General features: G+C 62.9%; 15 protein-coding genes and 1 pseudogene. 12 read left to right on the top strand and 4 right to left on the bottom strand.

Annotated features, from left to right (window positions below; genetic code table 11):
• Nucleotides 1-54: 54 nt before the first annotated feature.
• On the bottom strand, nucleotides 55-702 hold the full coding sequence (locus GT590_RS04325; RefSeq protein ID WP_057384975.1) for a hypothetical protein: 648 nt from the start codon (nucleotides 700-702) through the stop codon (nucleotides 55-57).
• A gap of 262 nt (nucleotides 703-964) precedes the next feature.
• Between GT590_RS04325 and GT590_RS04320 the strand changes: the two genes are divergently transcribed.
• The 3 genes from GT590_RS04320 (at nucleotide 965) to GT590_RS04310 (ending at nucleotide 5265) form a co-directional block, all read left to right on the top strand.
• Complete coding sequence (locus tag GT590_RS04320) at nucleotides 965-1621, top strand: molecular chaperone (RefSeq protein WP_035584839.1); 657 nt, start codon at nucleotides 965-967, stop codon at nucleotides 1619-1621.
• Between the two features lie 52 nt (nucleotides 1622-1673).
• Entirely contained in the window at nucleotides 1674-3236 is a 1563-nt protein-coding gene (locus GT590_RS14745; RefSeq protein WP_021409750.1) for a LuxR family transcriptional regulator, read from the top strand.
• 508 nt (nucleotides 3237-3744) lie between these two features.
• Nucleotides 3745-5265 carry an IMP dehydrogenase gene (locus tag GT590_RS04310; RefSeq protein ID WP_009306016.1) on the top strand — a complete coding sequence of 507 codons (1521 nt, stop codon included), beginning with the start codon at nucleotides 3745-3747 and terminating at the stop codon, nucleotides 5263-5265.
• A 238-nt stretch (nucleotides 5266-5503) separates the two neighbouring features.
• Here the strand turns inward: GT590_RS04310 and GT590_RS04305 are convergent, their stop codons facing one another.
• Nucleotides 5504-6427: a LysR family transcriptional regulator gene (locus GT590_RS04305; RefSeq protein WP_009608146.1), complete on the bottom strand. Its 924-nt coding sequence runs from the start codon at nucleotides 6425-6427 to the stop codon at nucleotides 5504-5506.
• Nucleotides 6428-6918: 491 nt separating this feature from the next.
• Here GT590_RS04305 and GT590_RS04300 point away from each other — a divergent pair, with 491 nt between their 5' ends.
• Nucleotides 6919-8262: a phenylacetate--CoA ligase family protein gene (locus GT590_RS04300; RefSeq protein ID WP_009306018.1), complete on the top strand. Its 1344-nt coding sequence runs from the start codon at nucleotides 6919-6921 to the stop codon at nucleotides 8260-8262.
• A 14-nt stretch (nucleotides 8263-8276) separates the two neighbouring features.
• Nucleotides 8277-8936: a LysR family transcriptional regulator substrate-binding protein gene (locus GT590_RS04295; RefSeq protein ID WP_161170926.1), complete on the top strand. Its 660-nt coding sequence runs from the start codon at nucleotides 8277-8279 to the stop codon at nucleotides 8934-8936.
• Nucleotides 8937-9257: 321 nt separating this feature from the next.
• Here GT590_RS04295 and GT590_RS04290 read toward each other — a convergent pair whose 3' ends face one another.
• Complete coding sequence (locus GT590_RS04290; protein WP_229041088.1) at nucleotides 9258-10940, bottom strand: lipopolysaccharide biosynthesis protein; 1683 nt, start codon at nucleotides 10938-10940, stop codon at nucleotides 9258-9260.
• 461 nt (nucleotides 10941-11401) lie between these two features.
• On the opposite strand from GT590_RS04290, the gene GT590_RS04285 reads away from it, so the two are divergent.
• From GT590_RS04285 to GT590_RS04260, 6 genes are all read left to right on the top strand, one after another.
• The gene (locus GT590_RS04285) at nucleotides 11402-12361 is read left to right on the top strand and encodes a 2-oxoacid:acceptor oxidoreductase family protein (RefSeq protein ID WP_161170925.1); all 960 of its coding nucleotides are present in this window, start codon (nucleotides 11402-11404) and stop codon (nucleotides 12359-12361) included.
• The gene (locus GT590_RS04280) at nucleotides 12358-13623 is read left to right on the top strand and encodes a transketolase C-terminal domain-containing protein (protein ID WP_240129879.1); all 1266 of its coding nucleotides are present in this window, start codon (nucleotides 12358-12360) and stop codon (nucleotides 13621-13623) included. The genes GT590_RS04285 and GT590_RS04280 overlap by 4 nt, the downstream gene beginning before the upstream one ends.
• A 2-nt stretch (nucleotides 13624-13625) precedes the next feature.
• A complete protein-coding gene (locus tag GT590_RS04275; protein ID WP_114516387.1) occupies nucleotides 13626-14519 on the top strand; it encodes a thiamine pyrophosphate-dependent enzyme in 894 nt (297 codons plus the stop codon).
• 132 nt (nucleotides 14520-14651) lie between these two features.
• Entirely contained in the window at nucleotides 14652-15221 is a 570-nt protein-coding gene (locus GT590_RS04270; RefSeq protein ID WP_009306028.1) for a helix-turn-helix domain-containing protein, read from the top strand.
• A 1-nt stretch (nucleotide 15222) separates the two neighbouring features.
• Nucleotides 15223-15993, top strand: coding sequence for a zeta toxin family protein (locus GT590_RS04265; RefSeq protein WP_009306029.1), 771 nt, complete (start codon nucleotides 15223-15225; stop codon nucleotides 15991-15993).
• A 70-nt stretch (nucleotides 15994-16063) separates the two neighbouring features.
• Nucleotides 16064-16372, top strand: coding sequence for an addiction module antidote protein (locus GT590_RS04260; protein WP_009306030.1), 309 nt, complete (start codon nucleotides 16064-16066; stop codon nucleotides 16370-16372).
• A 40-nt stretch (nucleotides 16373-16412) separates the two neighbouring features.
• Here the strand turns inward: GT590_RS04260 and GT590_RS04255 are convergent.
• A pseudogene (locus tag GT590_RS04255) lies at nucleotides 16413-16653 on the bottom strand (response regulator transcription factor); the annotation flags it as partial.
• 28 nt (nucleotides 16654-16681) lie between these two features.
• On the opposite strand from GT590_RS04255, the gene GT590_RS04250 reads away from it, so the two are divergent.
• Nucleotides 16682-17122: a DmsC/YnfH family molybdoenzyme membrane anchor subunit gene (locus GT590_RS04250; protein ID WP_114516388.1), complete on the top strand. Its 441-nt coding sequence runs from the start codon at nucleotides 16682-16684 to the stop codon at nucleotides 17120-17122.
• Nucleotides 17123-17164: the final 42 nt, after the last annotated feature.

Raw genomic sequence — 17164 nt, 5'->3', positions numbered from 1 at the left:
CCTTCTTTCTCTCTCTAACTCGTCTTTATGGGCTGGCGGAATAGCGCCAACCTGTCAGACCGATGCAAGGGCGCGCTTCCCCGCATCGGTAGTGACCCAAGATCCGTCCCACACCAAGCCGCCTGCTTCTTCCAGGCGGTCGATGAAGTAACAGGCGTGCAGCTTTTGGCCCGCGGTTCGCTGGCTGGGAGCCAGGGCGGGGTCGTCTGCGAGCAGTTGATTGATGTCGGCCAGCTTGCGCGGCGTGCGGCAGAAGTCCAGCAGGCGCACGAAGGTCGCGCGGCGCTCGGGCACCTTGTAGATGGCGGCGAGGGTGCGATGCTCGGGGGCCAGCAACTCGCATGCGGCGCATCCTGCCGGCGTGGTGAGAACGCGACGCTCGGCGACAAGATCGGCCAGCGCGTCGTCGTCGAGGCCTTCCGCACGCAGCTGTTCGCAGCGCGTCTCATCGAGGGCGAGGCCTTGCGCATCGTGGGCGATAACGGTGACTCCCCCGGCAGCCGCCAAGTTGCGAAGCAACGTGTACGGCGTTTGCAGCGCTTGCGCCGCTTCGGGCTGCCGCGCCAGAAATTCTTCGGCGGCATGCTCCGTGCGCTCGGTTTGGCAGTGGACAAGCGCCTTATACAAAAGCTCGCGATGGCGCGGGTGGTTGAACAAGCACTCCACCACCCGCGCAATGGACTCCTCAGATGGATTCGCCACGGCGCCCCCTCTCGTTCGATACCGTTCGATGGAGTCAGCCTACGGTTGGGCAAGGCGAAGGGCATCGTCATCCGCGTTCTAACTTGCAGCAGGGTTGCCGGGCGTCTAGTCAATCGTTGACTAGGCCGTGCGCAACGCGCGGTCAAGATAGAACGAAACGCGCGATGCCGGAGCGGTCCTTCGGTTTTTACACTGGGTTCATTCGTGCTTGCGAGAGAAAGACGGGGATCCGATGGGTGCATACAGGGAAACGCATGAGGACATGGCTCGGGAAGCGGAGACGCGTGCGTCGTTTTACCGAACGTTGGCTTCGCTCTATTTCAAGGAACTTGACCAGGCGGGCATTGATGCGCTCTCGAACGAGGACTTGACTGCGACGGGCGTGGATGACGAGTTGATGGAGGAGGGGTACGCCGACATGGCGGCCTATTTGAAGCATCGCGACGGCGGTACGCGGCAAGAGTTGGCAACCGATTTCGCGGGCGCCATTTTGGCGGCGGGGTCGTATGACGACCGCAGGGCGACGCCGTACGAGAGCGTATTCACGTCAGAGAGTGGTCTTTTGATGCAGGAGGCGCGCGACGACGTGTATCGCCGTTTTTGCGAGGCTCGCGTGGCGGTGGACGAGGGACTGCGCACCCCGGAAGATCACCTGAGTTTCGAGTTCGAGTTCATGGCTGCTCAGGCCGGCGAGCAGGCGCGGGCTTTGCATGCGGGCGATACTGCGGCTGCGGCATCTGCCCTTCGGACGCAGCGCGAGTTTCATCGCGACCATCTGCTGAACTGGATTGACGCGTACTGCGACTGTCTGCAAAGCTGCGCGCAAACGCGTTTCTATCGCGGAGTTGCCAAGCTCACGCGTGGGTTCGTGCACATGGACGAGGACATGATGGATGATGCGGCGGAGACGTTGTGCTAGGATAGCCGCAAATCGAGGGGCGAGCGCGGCGGCGCACGACGGAGGGGGACAGGTGTCGGAAACCAGGTGCGAGCGGGAGCTCGGGAAGAAGCCGTGGACGCAGATGCTGTTGCGGCTTGACGACGATATGCCGCTGCTCAAATACTTCGGATTTGCATGTTGGGTGGCCTGGTTCAGCGTGGCTTACTCCAGTTCCGTGTGGGTTGAAGGCGCGGAGGAGACGGCTTCGGTCGTGTCCGACATGTTCTTGTACTCCACTCTGAGCCATGCAACGGCGTTGCTGGCGTGCGCATGCTTTTCCCAGGCGGTGTCGAAGGTGGCCGATCGACCCTGGTTTTTGGCGAGCGCCGGCGCGCTGGCGGCGTTGGGCTGCGTGTGCGTGGTGCAGGCGGGCTCGCTGCTGGTGTCGTCGACCGCGCTGTTCGTTGCGGGAAGCTGTCTGACGGGCATCGGAACGGCGGCGCTCAGCATCAACGCGGGATTGCTGTTGTGCGCGGTTCGGCCCCGGCAGGCCTTGCGTGTCATTCTGTATTGCGAGCTGTTGGCTGCTTTGCTGCAGTTCATGGTGCTGGGGCTGCCGGATCCATTCGATTTGGCGCTGTTCGTGGCGCTGCCGCTGCTTTCTGCGGCGTGCTTCGTCGTAGGTTCGGCTCAGCGCGCGAAGCCGGTTGTGCAGGAGAGCCAGCGCTTGAAGCCCTCGAAGGCGTTCGGTCTGTTCTTGCTGGTGGTATGCGTTTTGAGCGCTGCGGCGAACTTCGGCAAGGGCATGCATCGGGCTGTCGTGTCGCCCGGGCAGTTGGCCGAGGACGGAAGCATCACCACGTTGCTCACGGTGGTGTGCTTGGTGGCGCTGCTGCTGTTCATCTCGCTGCGGCGACGTGAGCTCAACTTCGAGCATCTGCTCTATCCCATGGCGCTGGTTATTATTTTGTCGCTGTCCGTGACGTTTTTCTTTCCGGGCAGCGCCGTGGTGGGCGTGGTGCTGGTGGGCGTGGCATTTCAGCTGTTCGACGTGGTTACCTGGTACATGTTCTCCTACATTGTGTATCAGTCCAAGGCGAGTGCGGTGCAGGTGGTGGCGCTCGGTCGCGCCATTATCGCGTTGGGCGTGACGATGGGAGACGCGTTGGGTGCGCGGTGCGCCGGCATGGGGATTGAGGATGCGCCGTTGGCAACTGCAGTGTTCGTGCTGTTGTTCGCGGCGGTTATCGCGGTGTTTTTCGTTTTTCCCGAACGCCAGGTGGATAAGCTGTTGTTGCCTATTCCGGACGAGGATGATGAGGGCGTGGCGTCTGCTGATGCGTCGGAGGTCTCGGCGGTGGAGGGCGAGGACGCGACAGCCGCAGAGCATCGCGGGCGCTGGAAGCAGTTGTGCATGCAGCTGGGCGACGAGCGGCAGCTGACCGAGCGAGAAAAGGAAGTGCTGGTCATGTTGGCGCGCGGCTACGGGTCGCAGTCGATTTCCGATGCGCTGACCATCTCGTTGTACACTACCCGGGCCCACACGCGCAATATTTACGCCAAGCTCGACGTGCACTCGCGCCAGGAGCTGGCCGATTGCGTGCGCGCCTACGTGGAGGCGTTCGACAGGGACGTAGCGAGCGGGCGTGCGTGAGGCGAGGGCCTGCGAGCGTCGGCTTTTCCGCGACGAACGTCGTTCGGCGCACGTGCGCGACAGGCGCTCATCGGGGTGCTTTCGAAGGGTGCTATACTCGGCGATGTGCACGACATCAAGGCGGAGAAGGTCGTGCCCGGCGTCACCTTGTGCGCGTTCGAAACCTCGTACCATCCGTAGAAGTTCAAGTGGGGCGTCAGCTATACCGTGTACGACTTCAAGCGGGTGGGGCCCGATCGGGTGTGAGGAGGGCGCGGTTCGTCGCGCGCGTTCCTGCACGGGGGTGCGGGCCGCGGGGGCGCACGCCCCCGGTCTTCGTCCCCCGCATCCCGCGAGCGTCCCGCTCTTTCCCCGCGCGCATATTTTTCTCCATATTCCTTGGGGATTGCTCGCGTGGGCGGGGCTCCCGTGGCTATAATAGCGGGTAACACCTGAGTAACGGATGCACGGCGGAGCGATATGCGCTTCGCGGCACCCCGACACCGCACCGACCGCAGATGGAGGAGTCATGGCATACTATTTCGACGAGCCGTCCCGAACCTTTAACGAGTACCTGCTCGTTCCCGGCTATTCTTCGGCCCAGTGCATTCCCGCCGAAGTCAGCCTGAAGACGCCGCTCGTGAAGTTCAAGCGCGGCGAAGAGCCCGCCATCTCGTTGAACATCCCCATGGTGTCCGCCATCATGCAGGCTGTGTCCGACGACGGCATGGCCATCGCGCTTGCTACCGAAGGCGGCCTGTCGTTCGTGTACGGCTCCCAGACCATCGAGGACCAGGCCGCTATGGTCGCTCGCGTCAAGGACTACAAGGCCGGCTTCGTCACCAGCGACGCGAACCTCTCTCCCGAGATGACGCTGGCCGACGTGGTAGCCCTCAAGGAGGAGCACGGTCACTCCACCATGCCCGTCACCGCCGACGGTTCGGCGCACGGCAAGCTGGTGGGCGTGGTCACCGATCGCGACTACCGTTTGTCCCGTATGTCCATGGACGCGAAGGTGGCCGACTTCATGACCCCGCGCGAGAAGATGATCGTGGCTCCGGCCGACACCAGCCTCAAGGTTGCCAACGACATCATCTGGGACAACAAGCTGAACTCCCTGCCCGTGGTGGACGACGACGATTGCCTCATGTACCTGGTGTTCCGCAAGGACTACGACTCTCATAAGTCGAATCCCAACGAGATGTTGGACGCGCACAAGCGCTACATGGTGGGCGCGGGCATCAACACGCGCGACTACGCCGAGCGCGTGCCGGCGCTGGTGGAGGCCGGTGCCGACGTGCTGTGCATCGACAGCTCCGAGGGTTATTCCGACTGGCAGAAGTTCACCATCGAGTGGATCCGCGAGCACTATGGCGACGACGTGAAGGTGGGCGCGGGCAACGTGGTGGACGCCGAGGGCTTCCGCTTCCTGGCCGATGCGGGCGCCGACTTCATCAAGGTGGGCATCGGCGGCGGCTCCATCTGCATCACGCGTGAGCAGAAGGGCATCGGCCGCGGCCAGGCCACCGCTACCATCGAAGTGGCGAAGGCACGCGACGAGTACTTCGAGGAGACGGGCGTGTACATTCCCATCTGCTCCGACGGCGGCATCGTGTACGATCATCATCTGACGCTTGCTCTGGCCATGGGCTCCGACTTCGTCATGCTGGGCCGCTACTTCGCCCGTTTCGACGAGAGCCCCACGAACAAGGTGAACATCAACGGCTCCTACATGAAGGAGTACTGGGGCGAGGGTTCGGCTCGCGCGCGCAACTGGCAGCGCTACGACCTGGGCGGCGACAAGAAGGGCATGTCGTTCGAGGAGGGCGTCGACAGCTACGTGCCGTACGCCGGCTCGCTGAAGGACAACGTCGACCTCACGCTGTCGAAGGTGAAGTCCACGATGTGCAACTGCGGCGCGCTGACCATCCCCGAGCTGCAGGAGAAGGCGAAGCTGACCATCGTCTCGTCCACGTCCATCGTCGAGGGCGGCGCCCACGACGTGGTGCTGAAGGACAAGACCCCCTACGTGAGCAGCAGCATCCACTAAACCTGTCTGCTTGGAACACGCACTGGAAACGCCGCCCGGACGAACGGGCGGCGTTTTTTTTGCGTGCCGAGAGGGATGGGGGCTTCGAGGGTGCCCGAGCTCGTTGGGCCGTGAGGGGCGGGAGCGCACGCGAGTCGCGATGGGAGCGCGCCCAGCTGCGATGCTCCGGGGCTTCGAGGACGGGCGTGCGCACGGGCCGCGAGGGGGCGTAACAAGAGTTTCATGTGGAACACTTGTGCTAAAGGTGCGGCTCTACGGTGGGGTCGGCGCCGATGATGGCGTGCAGCTCGTCGATGTAGCGCAGCAGCAGGTCGCTCGGGCGGCGCTCGTTGTGCATGATGTAGCCCACCTGCATTGTCTCGTCCACGTCCAACGGGATGCTGGCGATGCCCGAGTGCATCTCGGCCGACAGCACGCCGGTGGACAGGGTGTATCCGTTGTAGCTGGTCAGCAGGTTGGTGAGCGTGCCGCGGTCGGAGATGCGGATGTTGCGCTTGTGCGGCAGGTGGCTGAGCGGCTCTTCGGAATAGTAGAACGAATTCGTAGTGCCCTGCTCGAACGAGTAGCGCGGGTAGTCGGCCAGGTCGTCGGGTCGCAGCAGCGTGGCGCCCGCCAGCGGGTGGTGCTCGCCCACGAACACGTGCACGCGCGCGTCGAACAGGGGAGCGTAGGCCACGTCGGCGTCGTCGAACGCCTTCTGCAGCACGCGCCGGTTGAAGTCGTCGGTGTACAGGATGCCCACTTCGCTGCGGAACGTGCGCACGTCGTCGATGATCTCGGCCGTGGTGCTTTCGCGCAGGATGAACTCGTACTCCTCGCCCTTGCAGCCTTCCACCACGTTCACGAACGCCTGCACGCTGAACGCGTAGTGCTGCGTGGACACGGCCAGCCGCAGGTGGGTGGAGCCTTTATCGGCGTAGCGCATCTCCAGCATGTCGGCCTGCTCGATCACCTGGCGCGCGTAGCCTAGAAGCTCGGTGCCGTCGTTCGTCAGCGTCACGCCGCGGTTGCTGCGCGTGAACACGGTGATGCCCAGCTCCTGCTCAAGCTCCTTGATGGCGGTCGAGAGGTTCGACTGCGACGCGTACAGGTTCTGCGCTGCCGCGTTGATGGAGCCGTACTCCGCGATGGCGATGAGGTAGCGCAGCTGCTGCAAGGTCATGGTGGCTCCATCCTGTCGTGGAAAGCGAGCGAACGCAAGCCGCCCGCCCCGTCATCCTGAGCGGGTGCAAGCCGCCCACTCTGTTGAGCGGAGCGGCGAAGCCGCGAAGTCGAAGGATCCCGTGCGGCGTCAGCCGCGAACCCTTCGTCCCTGCTCGACGTTCTTCCTCCTATTGTACCCAGTTATCTGCTCCATCGATAGCAAACCATCAAAACATCGAATGACCCGAAAGGTTGTGTTTGAGTCGCGTTCGTGGTTTCATGCAATACGCTGCATTGCGCGCATAAACCCTGGTAGCGAACGAATGTTTCATGTGAAACATTCGCGATGCTTAACTCGGCGGGGCCAAGCGCGCAGGGTGGGCGCCGGAGCGCAAGCGCGCGGCTCGCATGTGCGAACGCGCCCGGAACGTGCAGGCGCGCAAAAGCTTGCGGGCTCACGGCCCGCAGCGGCGACACGAGAAGCGAAACGCAAACGAACAAGGAGCAACCATGGCGAAGGACATCCCCTACGATCAGAAGTACTATGATCCGGAGATCGAATGCATGCCGCGGCCGGAGCTTGAGGCGCTGCAGCTTGAGCGCCTGAAGGACATGGTGGCCTACGCATACGACAACACAGTGTACTACAAGCGCGCGTTCGACGAGGCCGGCGTGAAGCCGGGCGACATCGAATCGCTCGACGACATCGCGAAGTTCCCCTTCTGCGACAAGAAGACGGAGCGCGAGACGCAGCATGTGGGCAGCTTCTTCGGCGAGATGTGCTCCGTGCCCGAGGAAGAGGTCATCTTCATGGCCACCTCGTCTGGCTCGACGGGCGTGCCCACGGTCAGCCCCTTCACGCAGGAGGACTTCGACCTGTGGCAGGACACCGAGGCTCGTTTGTTCTGGCAGGCGGGCATGCGCCCGAACGACCGCTACGTGCACGGCCTGAACTTCGCCCTGTACGTGGGCGGCCCCGACGTCATCGGCGCGCAGCGCCTGGGCGCGCTGGCCATCTGGGTGGGCGCCGTGCCGTCCGACCGCCTGCTGTTCGTGCTCAAGCAGTACCAGCCCACCATCATCTGGACGTCGCCGTCCTACGCGTGGCACCTCGGCGAGATCGCCAAGGAGAAGGGCTTCGACCCCAAGGAAGACTTCAACATCCACACCATCATCGTGGCCGGCGAGGCGGGTGGCTCCATCAAGTCCACGCGCGAGGCCATCGAGAACCTCTGGGGCGCGAAGGTGGTCGACTTCTACGGTCTGTCCGACATCTACGGCGCCTGCGCCGCCGCGTGCGAGGCGCATGACGGCCTGCACATCGTGGAAGACCAGATCCTCGTGGAGACGGTGGATCCGACGACCGGCGAAGTGCTGGCCCCGGGCGAGACGGGCGAGCTTGTGTACACGACGCTGTGCAAGAAGGCTCGCCCGATGATCCGTTTCCGCACGGGCGACATCGGCTACGTGAGCACTGACACCTGCGAATGCGGTCGCACGCTGGCGCGCATCCACGTGACCGGCCGCAAGGACGAGATGTTCATCGTGGGCGCCGTCAACGTGTTCCCCAGCGACATCGAGTACGTGGTGCGCGGTCTGGACGGTCTCACGGGTGAGTACTCCATCCGTGTGTACGAGAAGAACTTCACCTGCAAGTACGAAGTGTCCGTCGAGCGCTCGCTGGGCAGCGACGAGCCGTACGACGAGGTGGCAAGCCGCACGGAAGCCGCGCTCAAGGCGCACACCGGCGTGCGTCCTGCCAAGGTTATCGTGTATGATGCAGGCAAGCTGGGCACGTCGTCCGAACACAAGGCCTCGCGTTTCATCGACGAGCGCGGCTGCGTCACGCGCTAGGGAAGGAACCACTTATGACTGTTGAAACCACCTTCGCCGTTTCCGGGCAGCACTACCTGTTCAATGTGCAGACGTTCGCCCACACCGTGCTGGCGCTGGGCGGCGACGCGTACGCCTACGCGCTGCGCGACCGCACCACCCAGGGCGTCATCGACGACGTCGCCGGCGGGAGGAGCGAGCTGGGCGTGCTGTTCCAGACGTCGGCCACGGCCGACGAGGTGAACGCCGCGCTCGATGCCGCGGGCCTCGAATTCGTCGAGCTCATCCAGTCGGCTCCGCGCGTGGCGCTGCCGAAGAGCCACCCGATGGTGAACGCCTCCAGCCTGTCGCTGGAGGACATGGAGGATTTCCCGTACCTGTATTTCGAGCAGGACGAGGATTCGCCGGTCGCGTTCGCCGAGGAAGCGCTGGCCAGCGTGCCGCGCGCCAAGAGCATCGCCTGCACCGACCGCGCGTCGCTGTCCGAGCTGATCGTGGCGCTGAACGGCTACACCGTGACCAGCGGCATCCTCGTGGGCATCTCCGACGGCGCGGGTCTGAACACCGTGCCGCTGGACACCGACGTGAAGCTGCACCTTGGCTACGTGGTGCGCAAGGGGGAAGAGCTGGGCGACATCGGCCAGCGTTTCGTGGACACCCTCAAGAAGAACCTCGTGAAGTACGCCCGGTTCTAGGGTTTCGGCGGCTTGCCGGCCGCCGGAAGCTGCCGACGCTGCGGGGCGCTCTGGCACCCCATCTTCGCGCGATCCCGCAAGCTCGCGTACCATAAGTACGCGTCGCTTGCGCGATCCCGCGAATCTGGGCCGCCAGAGCGGCCCTCGCTGACTCGCTACGCCAACCCGGTAGGTTGTTTCGCGCTTCGCGCGAGCCCTTCTGCCGATGTTCACCCAATGCCCCGTTTCCTACGAAGCGGGGCATTTTTGTTCATTACGATTGACAAGATGCGGAAACGAGAAGGTTTGTTCATTGCTATGAACAAACCGTGCGTCGCGAGCTTACGCCAGCCCTTGGCGTTCGTCGTCCTCGTCCCAGTCGGCGGGGCGGGGACGGCCGGCCAGGTCGAGCGCCTCGTCGCTGACGGGCGGGACGGTGCTGGTTCCCCATTTGGCGCGCACCTGCTCGCGACGGGCGCGCTCGGCCCGCGCCTCGCTGGGGCGCATGGGGTGGGGCATCTCGGCGGCGACGGCGTTATCGCGCGACAGCGCCATGCGGATGCGCAGGTACTCCCAGATCAGAAGCACGAACAGGATGGTCATCACGATAAGGTAGCCAATCACGGCGCCGGGCAGCCCCGTGAAGTTCACCAGAAGGATGGGCACGAACAGCGCGAATCCGAACGTGATCACGTACAGCTTCGTCACGGCGCGCTGCTGGCGCAGCACGGTGATCACCTGGTACAAGAAGTCGATGGCCGCCGTCACGCCGCCTGCGGCCAGCATGATGTAGCACAGTCCGCGGAACTGCTCGAAGTCCACGCCGTATAGAAAGCTCATCACCGGGATGCCGATCCATGCCATCGCGAGCGCCGTCACGCCGGCAACCGCGACGATGACGGCCATGATCACGACGATGATCAGGTCGAACCGCTTGCGTTTCGTCGGATCGGCCCAGACGTTCGCCATGCGCACGAGCAGGGGCTTGTAGATGAACCCGACGGTCAGCAGAATGCCCTGCGCGGGGAAGTACAGCGCGTTGAAGTACAGCTGGTTGTCGTAGCTCAGCACGCCCTCCATGACGAACTTCGGCATGTTGTCGATGAACGCATACAGGAACAGCGCGATGAACAGGGGAAAGCACTGTTTGAACAGCTCGACGATGCTGCCGAAGTTCCACCGCTTCGACTTCGGCGTTTCGAACATCGCCAGCGGGAACGTGAGCACCAGGAACGTAGCGATGGCCGCGACGGCCATGACGATGCACGACACGGCCAGATTGCGCGTGATCAGCAGGCACAGCGAGAACACGACCAGCACCACGACGGAACGGAATGCCTGCGACACGCCCGACAAATACAGCTTGTCCACCTGCTGCAACCGTCCCTCGTACACATCGGCCAGGCCGTCTACCATTTTATAGAGGTACACGCCCAAGCTGATGGTGAACATCTGGCTCTCGTAGCCGCGCACCATGCAGTACGCCACGCCCACCAACACCATGAATGCGCAGGTGATCAGGCGGTTGATCTGATAGTCCGAGAACGAATGCTCCTCGGTCACGTCGGATACCTGATAGGTGCGCACGCCGTAGTTCGCCAGGATCATGAGCAGCGTGCCGGTGACGAATGCGAGCGAGAACATGCCGGCTTGCTCCACGCCCACCAGCTGCGTGACCACGACGGTGAGGATGGGGAACACCATGCCCCATGCGCCCACGCCCACCGTGTTCCATACGTAGTCGCGCGTGGTGCGGTGCGCGGCGTACTCTTCCTCCTGGTCGGCAAGCGAGCGCTCGGATACCGCGCCCAGCAAGCGGTTGCACCAGCGGTTGACGCCTTTCGTGATGAAGTTGGGCTTACGCCGCTTGCTGGTTGCCTGGCGCTCACGCGAAGAAGCGCCGAGGAACGGCGTCGTGTCAGATGGCGCGGGCGTTTCATCGATCACGGTGTCGTCGTGCAAGGGCTCCGTCGGTTGTTTTGCGTGCGAACCGTGTTTGGTGTCGTTGCGCGTAATGCGATCCATGATGTCGCGTCAGGCTCCTTCGCTGCGTCGCATGCCCATTCTCTCTCAAGGAGCATTATATAGTTCGCATGTGGGCGCTACGCCAAGATTCATACCAGCAGCAAACGGAAGCGCTCCGCTTAGCGAATCCATGGCGCGCGCACGTGTACGCAAAATGCAAGCTATGACAATTTCAGGCGGCGTTTTCCGGTTATGGCGATAAAGGTTTGCTTGTTTTCCCAGCTCGTAACAATCCCATACGTCTATGGCCGTCTTGTTTGGCCTCCGAAATTGTCATGGATCGTCTTTTGCGTCCAGAATGGTTTTGCGGACGAGGAAAGAGACGGAAAGCGCGAGGGGTGAGAGGTGCTTTGCCCAATTGGGGGAGTTTGACGGCATGTGGGCGAGCGCGAAGCCGTCCGCGCTCGTGCGCAGCGGTATACTTGCATGACCAACGTGCAAAGATGCGAAGGGGAGAGTCCATGATCGAAATACTGTGGCACGGTCGCGGCGGCCAGGGCGCCTTCACGGCTGCGCGGCTGCTGGGCGCGGCGGCATCGCTCGACGACGGTCGGCATGCTCTGGCGTTTCCGTCGTTCGGGCCCGAGCGGCGCGGCGCGCCGATGCGGGCGTTCACGAAGCTGTCTGACGAGCCCATCGGCGACCGCAGCGCCGTGGCGAAGGCCGACTACGTGATCTACCTCGACGATACGCTGCTGGGCGAGGGCTGGGAAAACGAGCTGAAGCCGGGAGGCGTCGTGCTGGTGAACAGCGTGCGCGTATTCGACGACCGGCGCATCGTGGCGCTCGACGCCGACGGCATCTCGGCGGCCGTTCTGGGTCGGTCGATTCCGAACACCGTGTTCCTCGGTGCGCTGTCGGCGCTGTGCGATCGGGTGAGCGTCGAGAACGTGCAGGAGGCCATCCGCCAGTACATGCCAGCGAAGCTGCACGCGAAGAACATCGCCATCGTGGACGCTGCACGGGAGGCGATGGGCGAAGTCCAGGCGGCGCGCGAAGTCGAAGGAGCCCATGCAGCGCCAGCTGAAAGCGCTCCGAGTCTGACCGCCTGCGGCGGCTCCGCTCAGGACGACGTCGTCGTATCTCCGCGTCCTGCGTCTCGCATCCCCACGCTGCGCTCCGCCGACCTCGACCCTTCCGACTTCGCCCATTCCACGTGCTTCGAGGCCGGCTGCCTCACGGTGAAGAACGCCGGCTGGCGCAACCTGCGCCCCGTGATCGACCCCGCGTTGTGCACCGGCTGTCTCCAGTGCTACCTCCACTGCCCCGACGGCACCGTGTACAAGGTGGCCGACCCTGCCGCCGAGAGCGCGCCGGTGGCTATCGACCTCGACTTCTGCAAGGGCTGCGGCATCTGCGCGAAGGCGTGCAAGTTCAACTCGATCACGATGATCCTTGAAAGCGAGGCGGATGCCCGATGAAACGGTTCCTTTCCGGCGACGAAGCGTTCGCCGAAGGCGTGCGCTTGGCGCGCCCGCAGGTGATTTCCGCGTATCCCATCACACCGCAGACGGTGGTGGTGGAGCGACTGAGCGAGATGGTCGAGGACGGCTCGCTGGCCGCCGAGTACGTGCACGTTGAAAGCGAGCATTCGGCGCTGTCGTGCGCCATCGGCGCGTCGGCTACGGGTGCGCGCACGTTCACGGCCACGTCGAGCCAGGGTTTGCTGTACATGGCCGAGTGCCTGACCTACGCGGCGGGCGGACGGTTCCCCATCGTGATGATGAACGCGAACCGCGCAACCGCGCTGCCGTGGAACATCTACGGCGACCAGCGCGACTCGCTGGCGCTGCTCGACCATGGATGGATCCAGGTGTACGCCGAAGACAACCAGGAGGCGCTCGACCTGGCGCTCATGGCGTACGCGGTGGCCGAGAACCCTGCGGTGGCAACGCCCGTGATGGTGAACCTCGACGGGTTCGCGCTCACGCACACCTACGAGACGGTTGACGTGCCCGAACCCGCCGAGGCCGACGCGTTCCTGCCACCCTACGAGCCTGCGGGCAACCGGTTCGACTTCGAGCATCCCGTGAACATCGGCTTCTCGGCCGGTCCCGAGTACAACCGCTACTTCAAGTACTGGGAGCATCGCGACATGCTGGACGCGCCCGCCGTGGTCACCCGGGTGGAGCAGCGGTTCGCCGAGGTGTTCGGTCGGCAGTATCCCGGCATGGTCGAGGCGTTGAGCTGCGACGATGCCGATGTGATCCTGGTCACGCTGGGATCGGCGGCGGGGCTTGTGCGCTCGGTGGTGCGGCAGCTGCGCGACCAGGGCGTGCGCGCGGGCATGCTGCGCATCCGCTACCTGCGTCCCATGCCGAGCGCGCTCATCGCCGAGGCGCTGCGCGGCGCGAAGGCCGTGGGAGTGCTGGAGAAGGACGTGTCGTTCGGCGCCGAGGGCACCGTGTTCACGAATGTGAACTCCGCGCTGCAGCAAGCGGCCGTGGGCGTGCCCACGTATGACTTCGTGGGCGGCTTGGGCGGCGACGATATATCGGAAGCGCAGGTGAGGGGCATGTACGCCATGCTCGCGCAGGCGGCCGAAGGGGCGGACGACCTGCCGCGCGTATCGTTCCTCGGGATCGATTCTCCGGCGGATTGTCATCCTGAGCGTAGCGCGCAGCGCGGAGCCGAAGGATCTCGTGCGGAGTCAGCCGAAGCTCTGTCGGAAAGGGGGCGGTAGCCATGGCCGTCAATGCCAAGAACATCACTGACGACGAGTTCTTCTTCGGCCACAAGGCGTGCGCCGGATGCGGCGGGTCGTTGGCCGTGCGCGCGGCGCTCAAGGTTTTGGGGCCGAACGCGGTGTGCGCGCTGCCTGCGGGTTGCATGAGCGCCGTCGGCTTCAACTTCCCGCAGCTCAGCTTCGCCAACAACGCGATGATCACGCCGTTCGCGGCCACGGCCAGCGTGCTCACCGGCATCGAGGCCGGCCTGCGCGCGCAGGGCAAGAAGCCCGACGATTGCACGGTGGTGGGCTTCGCCGGCGACGGCGGCACCGCCGACATCGGCATCCAGGCGCTGTCGGGCGCCATCGACCGCAACGATGACGTGCTGTACATCTGCTACGACAACGAGGCGTACATGAACACGGGCATCCAGAAAAGCTCGCTCACGCCGTTCGGCGCCAAGACCACCACCACGCCTGCCGGGTCGAACATGCGCGGCTGCCTGACGCAGAAGAAGAACATGTTCGAGATCGTGGCCGCGCACGGCATTCCCTATGCGGCCACGGCGTCCATCGGCTACCTCAACGACTTCATCCGCAAGGTGGAGCATGCCGCCACGATCCGTGGGACGAAGTACATCCATGTGATGGCCCCGTGCCCGACGGGGTGGGGCTGCGGCGTGGACGAGACGGTGGACATCTCGAAGGACATCGTCGACTGCGGCCTGTGGTACCTCGCCGAGTACGAGGGCGGGGCGTTCAAGCTCAACCGCAACCCGCGCGAGTTCGCCAGCGTCGAAGCCTACCTGCGCCGTCAAGGCCGCTTCAAGGCTCTTACCGACGAGGACATCGCCCAGGTGGAAGCCGCCCGCGACGCGAAGTGGGAGGTCATGCGGAGAGACTGGGCGTAGCGAGACCCAATATCGGCACGAGCAAGATGAAGGGCGTCGTTTGCAGCGGCGCCCTTCTTTTTTATATTCTATCGGATACAAAACAAATCATATGATATACTCCTATCAATCAAACGATTGATAGGAGGACTCATGTCGAAGGATTTGACGGCTCAAGACATCAAGCGCATTCGAAGGAAGTACGGCTTGACGCAGCAGGGTTTCGCTCGTTTGCTTGGATTGGGTGAGGCGAGCGTCGTACGCTACGAGAACGGGCAGACGCCCAGCAAGGCGAACGCGAACCTCATTCGCGCAGCCGACAACCCGGCCTTCATGCGGGATTGCTTCGAACGCGACGGAGATTTGCTGTCGCACGAGCAGCGCGGCAAGGCCGAGCAGATCATCTACGCTCTGGTAACCTTCGACGAGGACGGGGACATCATGGATATTAACGAAATGTACGAAATCACCTTGCAGCAAGAAGTGCTGAACGAACAGGCTGCTCAGTTACTGGGGGAGGTTTCTCGCTTGCGTGCCGCCGCACGGGAAAAAGGGGACGAGATTTCTGCTGCGGTGTACGAGGATGCGTTCATGCAGCTGGCGTTGGCCAAGCGACGCATTATCGACGAAGGTCATTTGAACAAGGTGAGGCTATCGGAGATCAAGGGCCAAATCGAATGCATAGAGCTTTTGGCGAAGAGCCGCGAAGCGAAGGCCGCATAGCATGGAGAGCATCGAATGTTACTCGGATGAAGAACTCTATGAAGGAATACAGGAGATCGTCAGCTCATCGGTCGTCGGTGCGTGTCTTGCGCCTTCGGATAAGCCTCAAGCTATTTTGCTTGGCGGCCAGAGCGGAGCAGGGAAGACGACTCTTCACAACGTCTTTCGCAATGCGATGAACGGTAACGTGATTGTCGTTAACGGTGACGAGTACCGTTCTTTTCATCCGCGATATAAACAGATCTGCGCCCAATACGGCATCGACTCGCCTGCACATACGGCGGCGTGGGCCGGTCGGATGGTCGAGGCGATTATCGATGCGCTCTCCATTATGGGATACAACCTCATTATCGAAGGGACGTTGCGCACGTCCGAAGTCCCCCTGAAGACTGCGCGGCTCCTACGTGATCGCGGGTATAGCGTATCGTTGGCGCTCATGGCGGTTAAGCCGGAGATATCGCTCATCAGCTGCCAGTTGCGATACGAGCAGATGCGCATCGCCGGAACGGAGCCGCGCGCGGTCGATCCGGCGCACCACCTTTCCATCGTCAAGAGCATCGTCGGCAATTTGAAGGTGTTGGAAGAGTCGGGCATGTTCGACGATATAGGCCTGTACTCGCGCAGCGAGCAGCGCCTCTTCTCCAGCGCGGACGACGAAGAACCGGCGAGCGAAGCGCTCGAACGCATCCTCTTCGGAGCATGGACCGCCGAAGAAAGCGCTCACTACGAATATCTCAAGCAACGCCTCGAACAAGCAAAGGCTCTTAAATGAGGCGACAAATCGACCCAGACTGCCGATATCAAGAAAGCCCGAGAACTTTTGAGCGAATGGAGGGAGCGACATGCTTGAGACGAGGACGTGGGATGCTGCAGATCATCTTGCTTCGCCTGACGATATTGCCGAGTACCTCAGCGAGGCTCTCAAAGACGGGGATCCTGGATATTTTGAGCATGCGCTCGGTGTCGTGGCAAGGGCTGAAGGGATGTCTTCGGTTGCGGCTTCCACGGGATTGAATAGAGAGAACTTGTATCGAACCCTATCCGACGACTCGAATCCTCGATTTCAAACCGTTGTGAAAATACTCGACAGCCTTGGTCTCGCGTTCGATGTGAAGCCCGTTGCCGATTCTGTGCAAACCGTCGCGCACTAAAAAGGACGTTCGGATTGCTGTTTTCGGTTCTCGGTTAGCTTCACGGTTCGGGGTCGAACGAGTCTACGAGGTCGATGAGGTCCTGCTTTTTGTGGATGTCGAGCTTGGCGTAGATGCGCTTCGAATGCATGCGCACGGTGTTCTCGGAGATCACCAGCTCCTCGGCGATGCGCACTGCCGCGCACGATGTGCTCCATGACCTCGGCTTCTCGTGCGCTCAGGCGGAACTTCTGGCAGATGCGGGCCGCCTGCTTGGAGATGCGGTCCTGATAAACAGGCTCGCCGTCGTTCGCCTACGCCAGCAGGACGGTGGTCACCTGGGACACGCCCTTCGTTCCCGTCGCGTTGTGCTTGAACGCGCTGGTGGGCGGCCCGGTTCTGACTCTTTTCGGCTTGCGGTTCTCGCGGTGGTCGCCGTTAGAAAGCCGGGTGGGCGGGATGCTGCTCGCCCTCTCGTCCGCAGCTCTCCTAGCGAATGCGGGCGTGTACGTCGCCCAAGGCATGAGCGTACTTACGATGAGAAACTACCTTGTGTCCGCAGAACAGCTTGTACCGACGTATGGCGCGATGGCGACGGTTTTCTTCCTGCTTGCTGTAGCCGGGGTTGCAGTGGACGCTCTTCCGCTCATGCGCGGGCGCGGCATCTCGGTTGCATCGGCCGCCATCGCGTCTGCGCTGGTGTTCGCCGGCATCTTCGTGATGCGTTTCGCGTTCTACATGATGCATATGACCTACGGCATCAGTTTATAGCGCTGTTGGCGTGGTACCCTGCTGGGGACAGACCCGGTTGAA

Source organism: Eggerthella sp. BIOML-A1 (assembly GCF_009875595.1).
Taxonomy (GTDB): domain Bacteria; phylum Actinomycetota; class Coriobacteriia; order Coriobacteriales; family Eggerthellaceae; genus Eggerthella; species Eggerthella lenta.
Note: the sequence above shows the minus strand (reverse complement) of the source record. Positions and strands in the feature narration are given on the sequence as shown.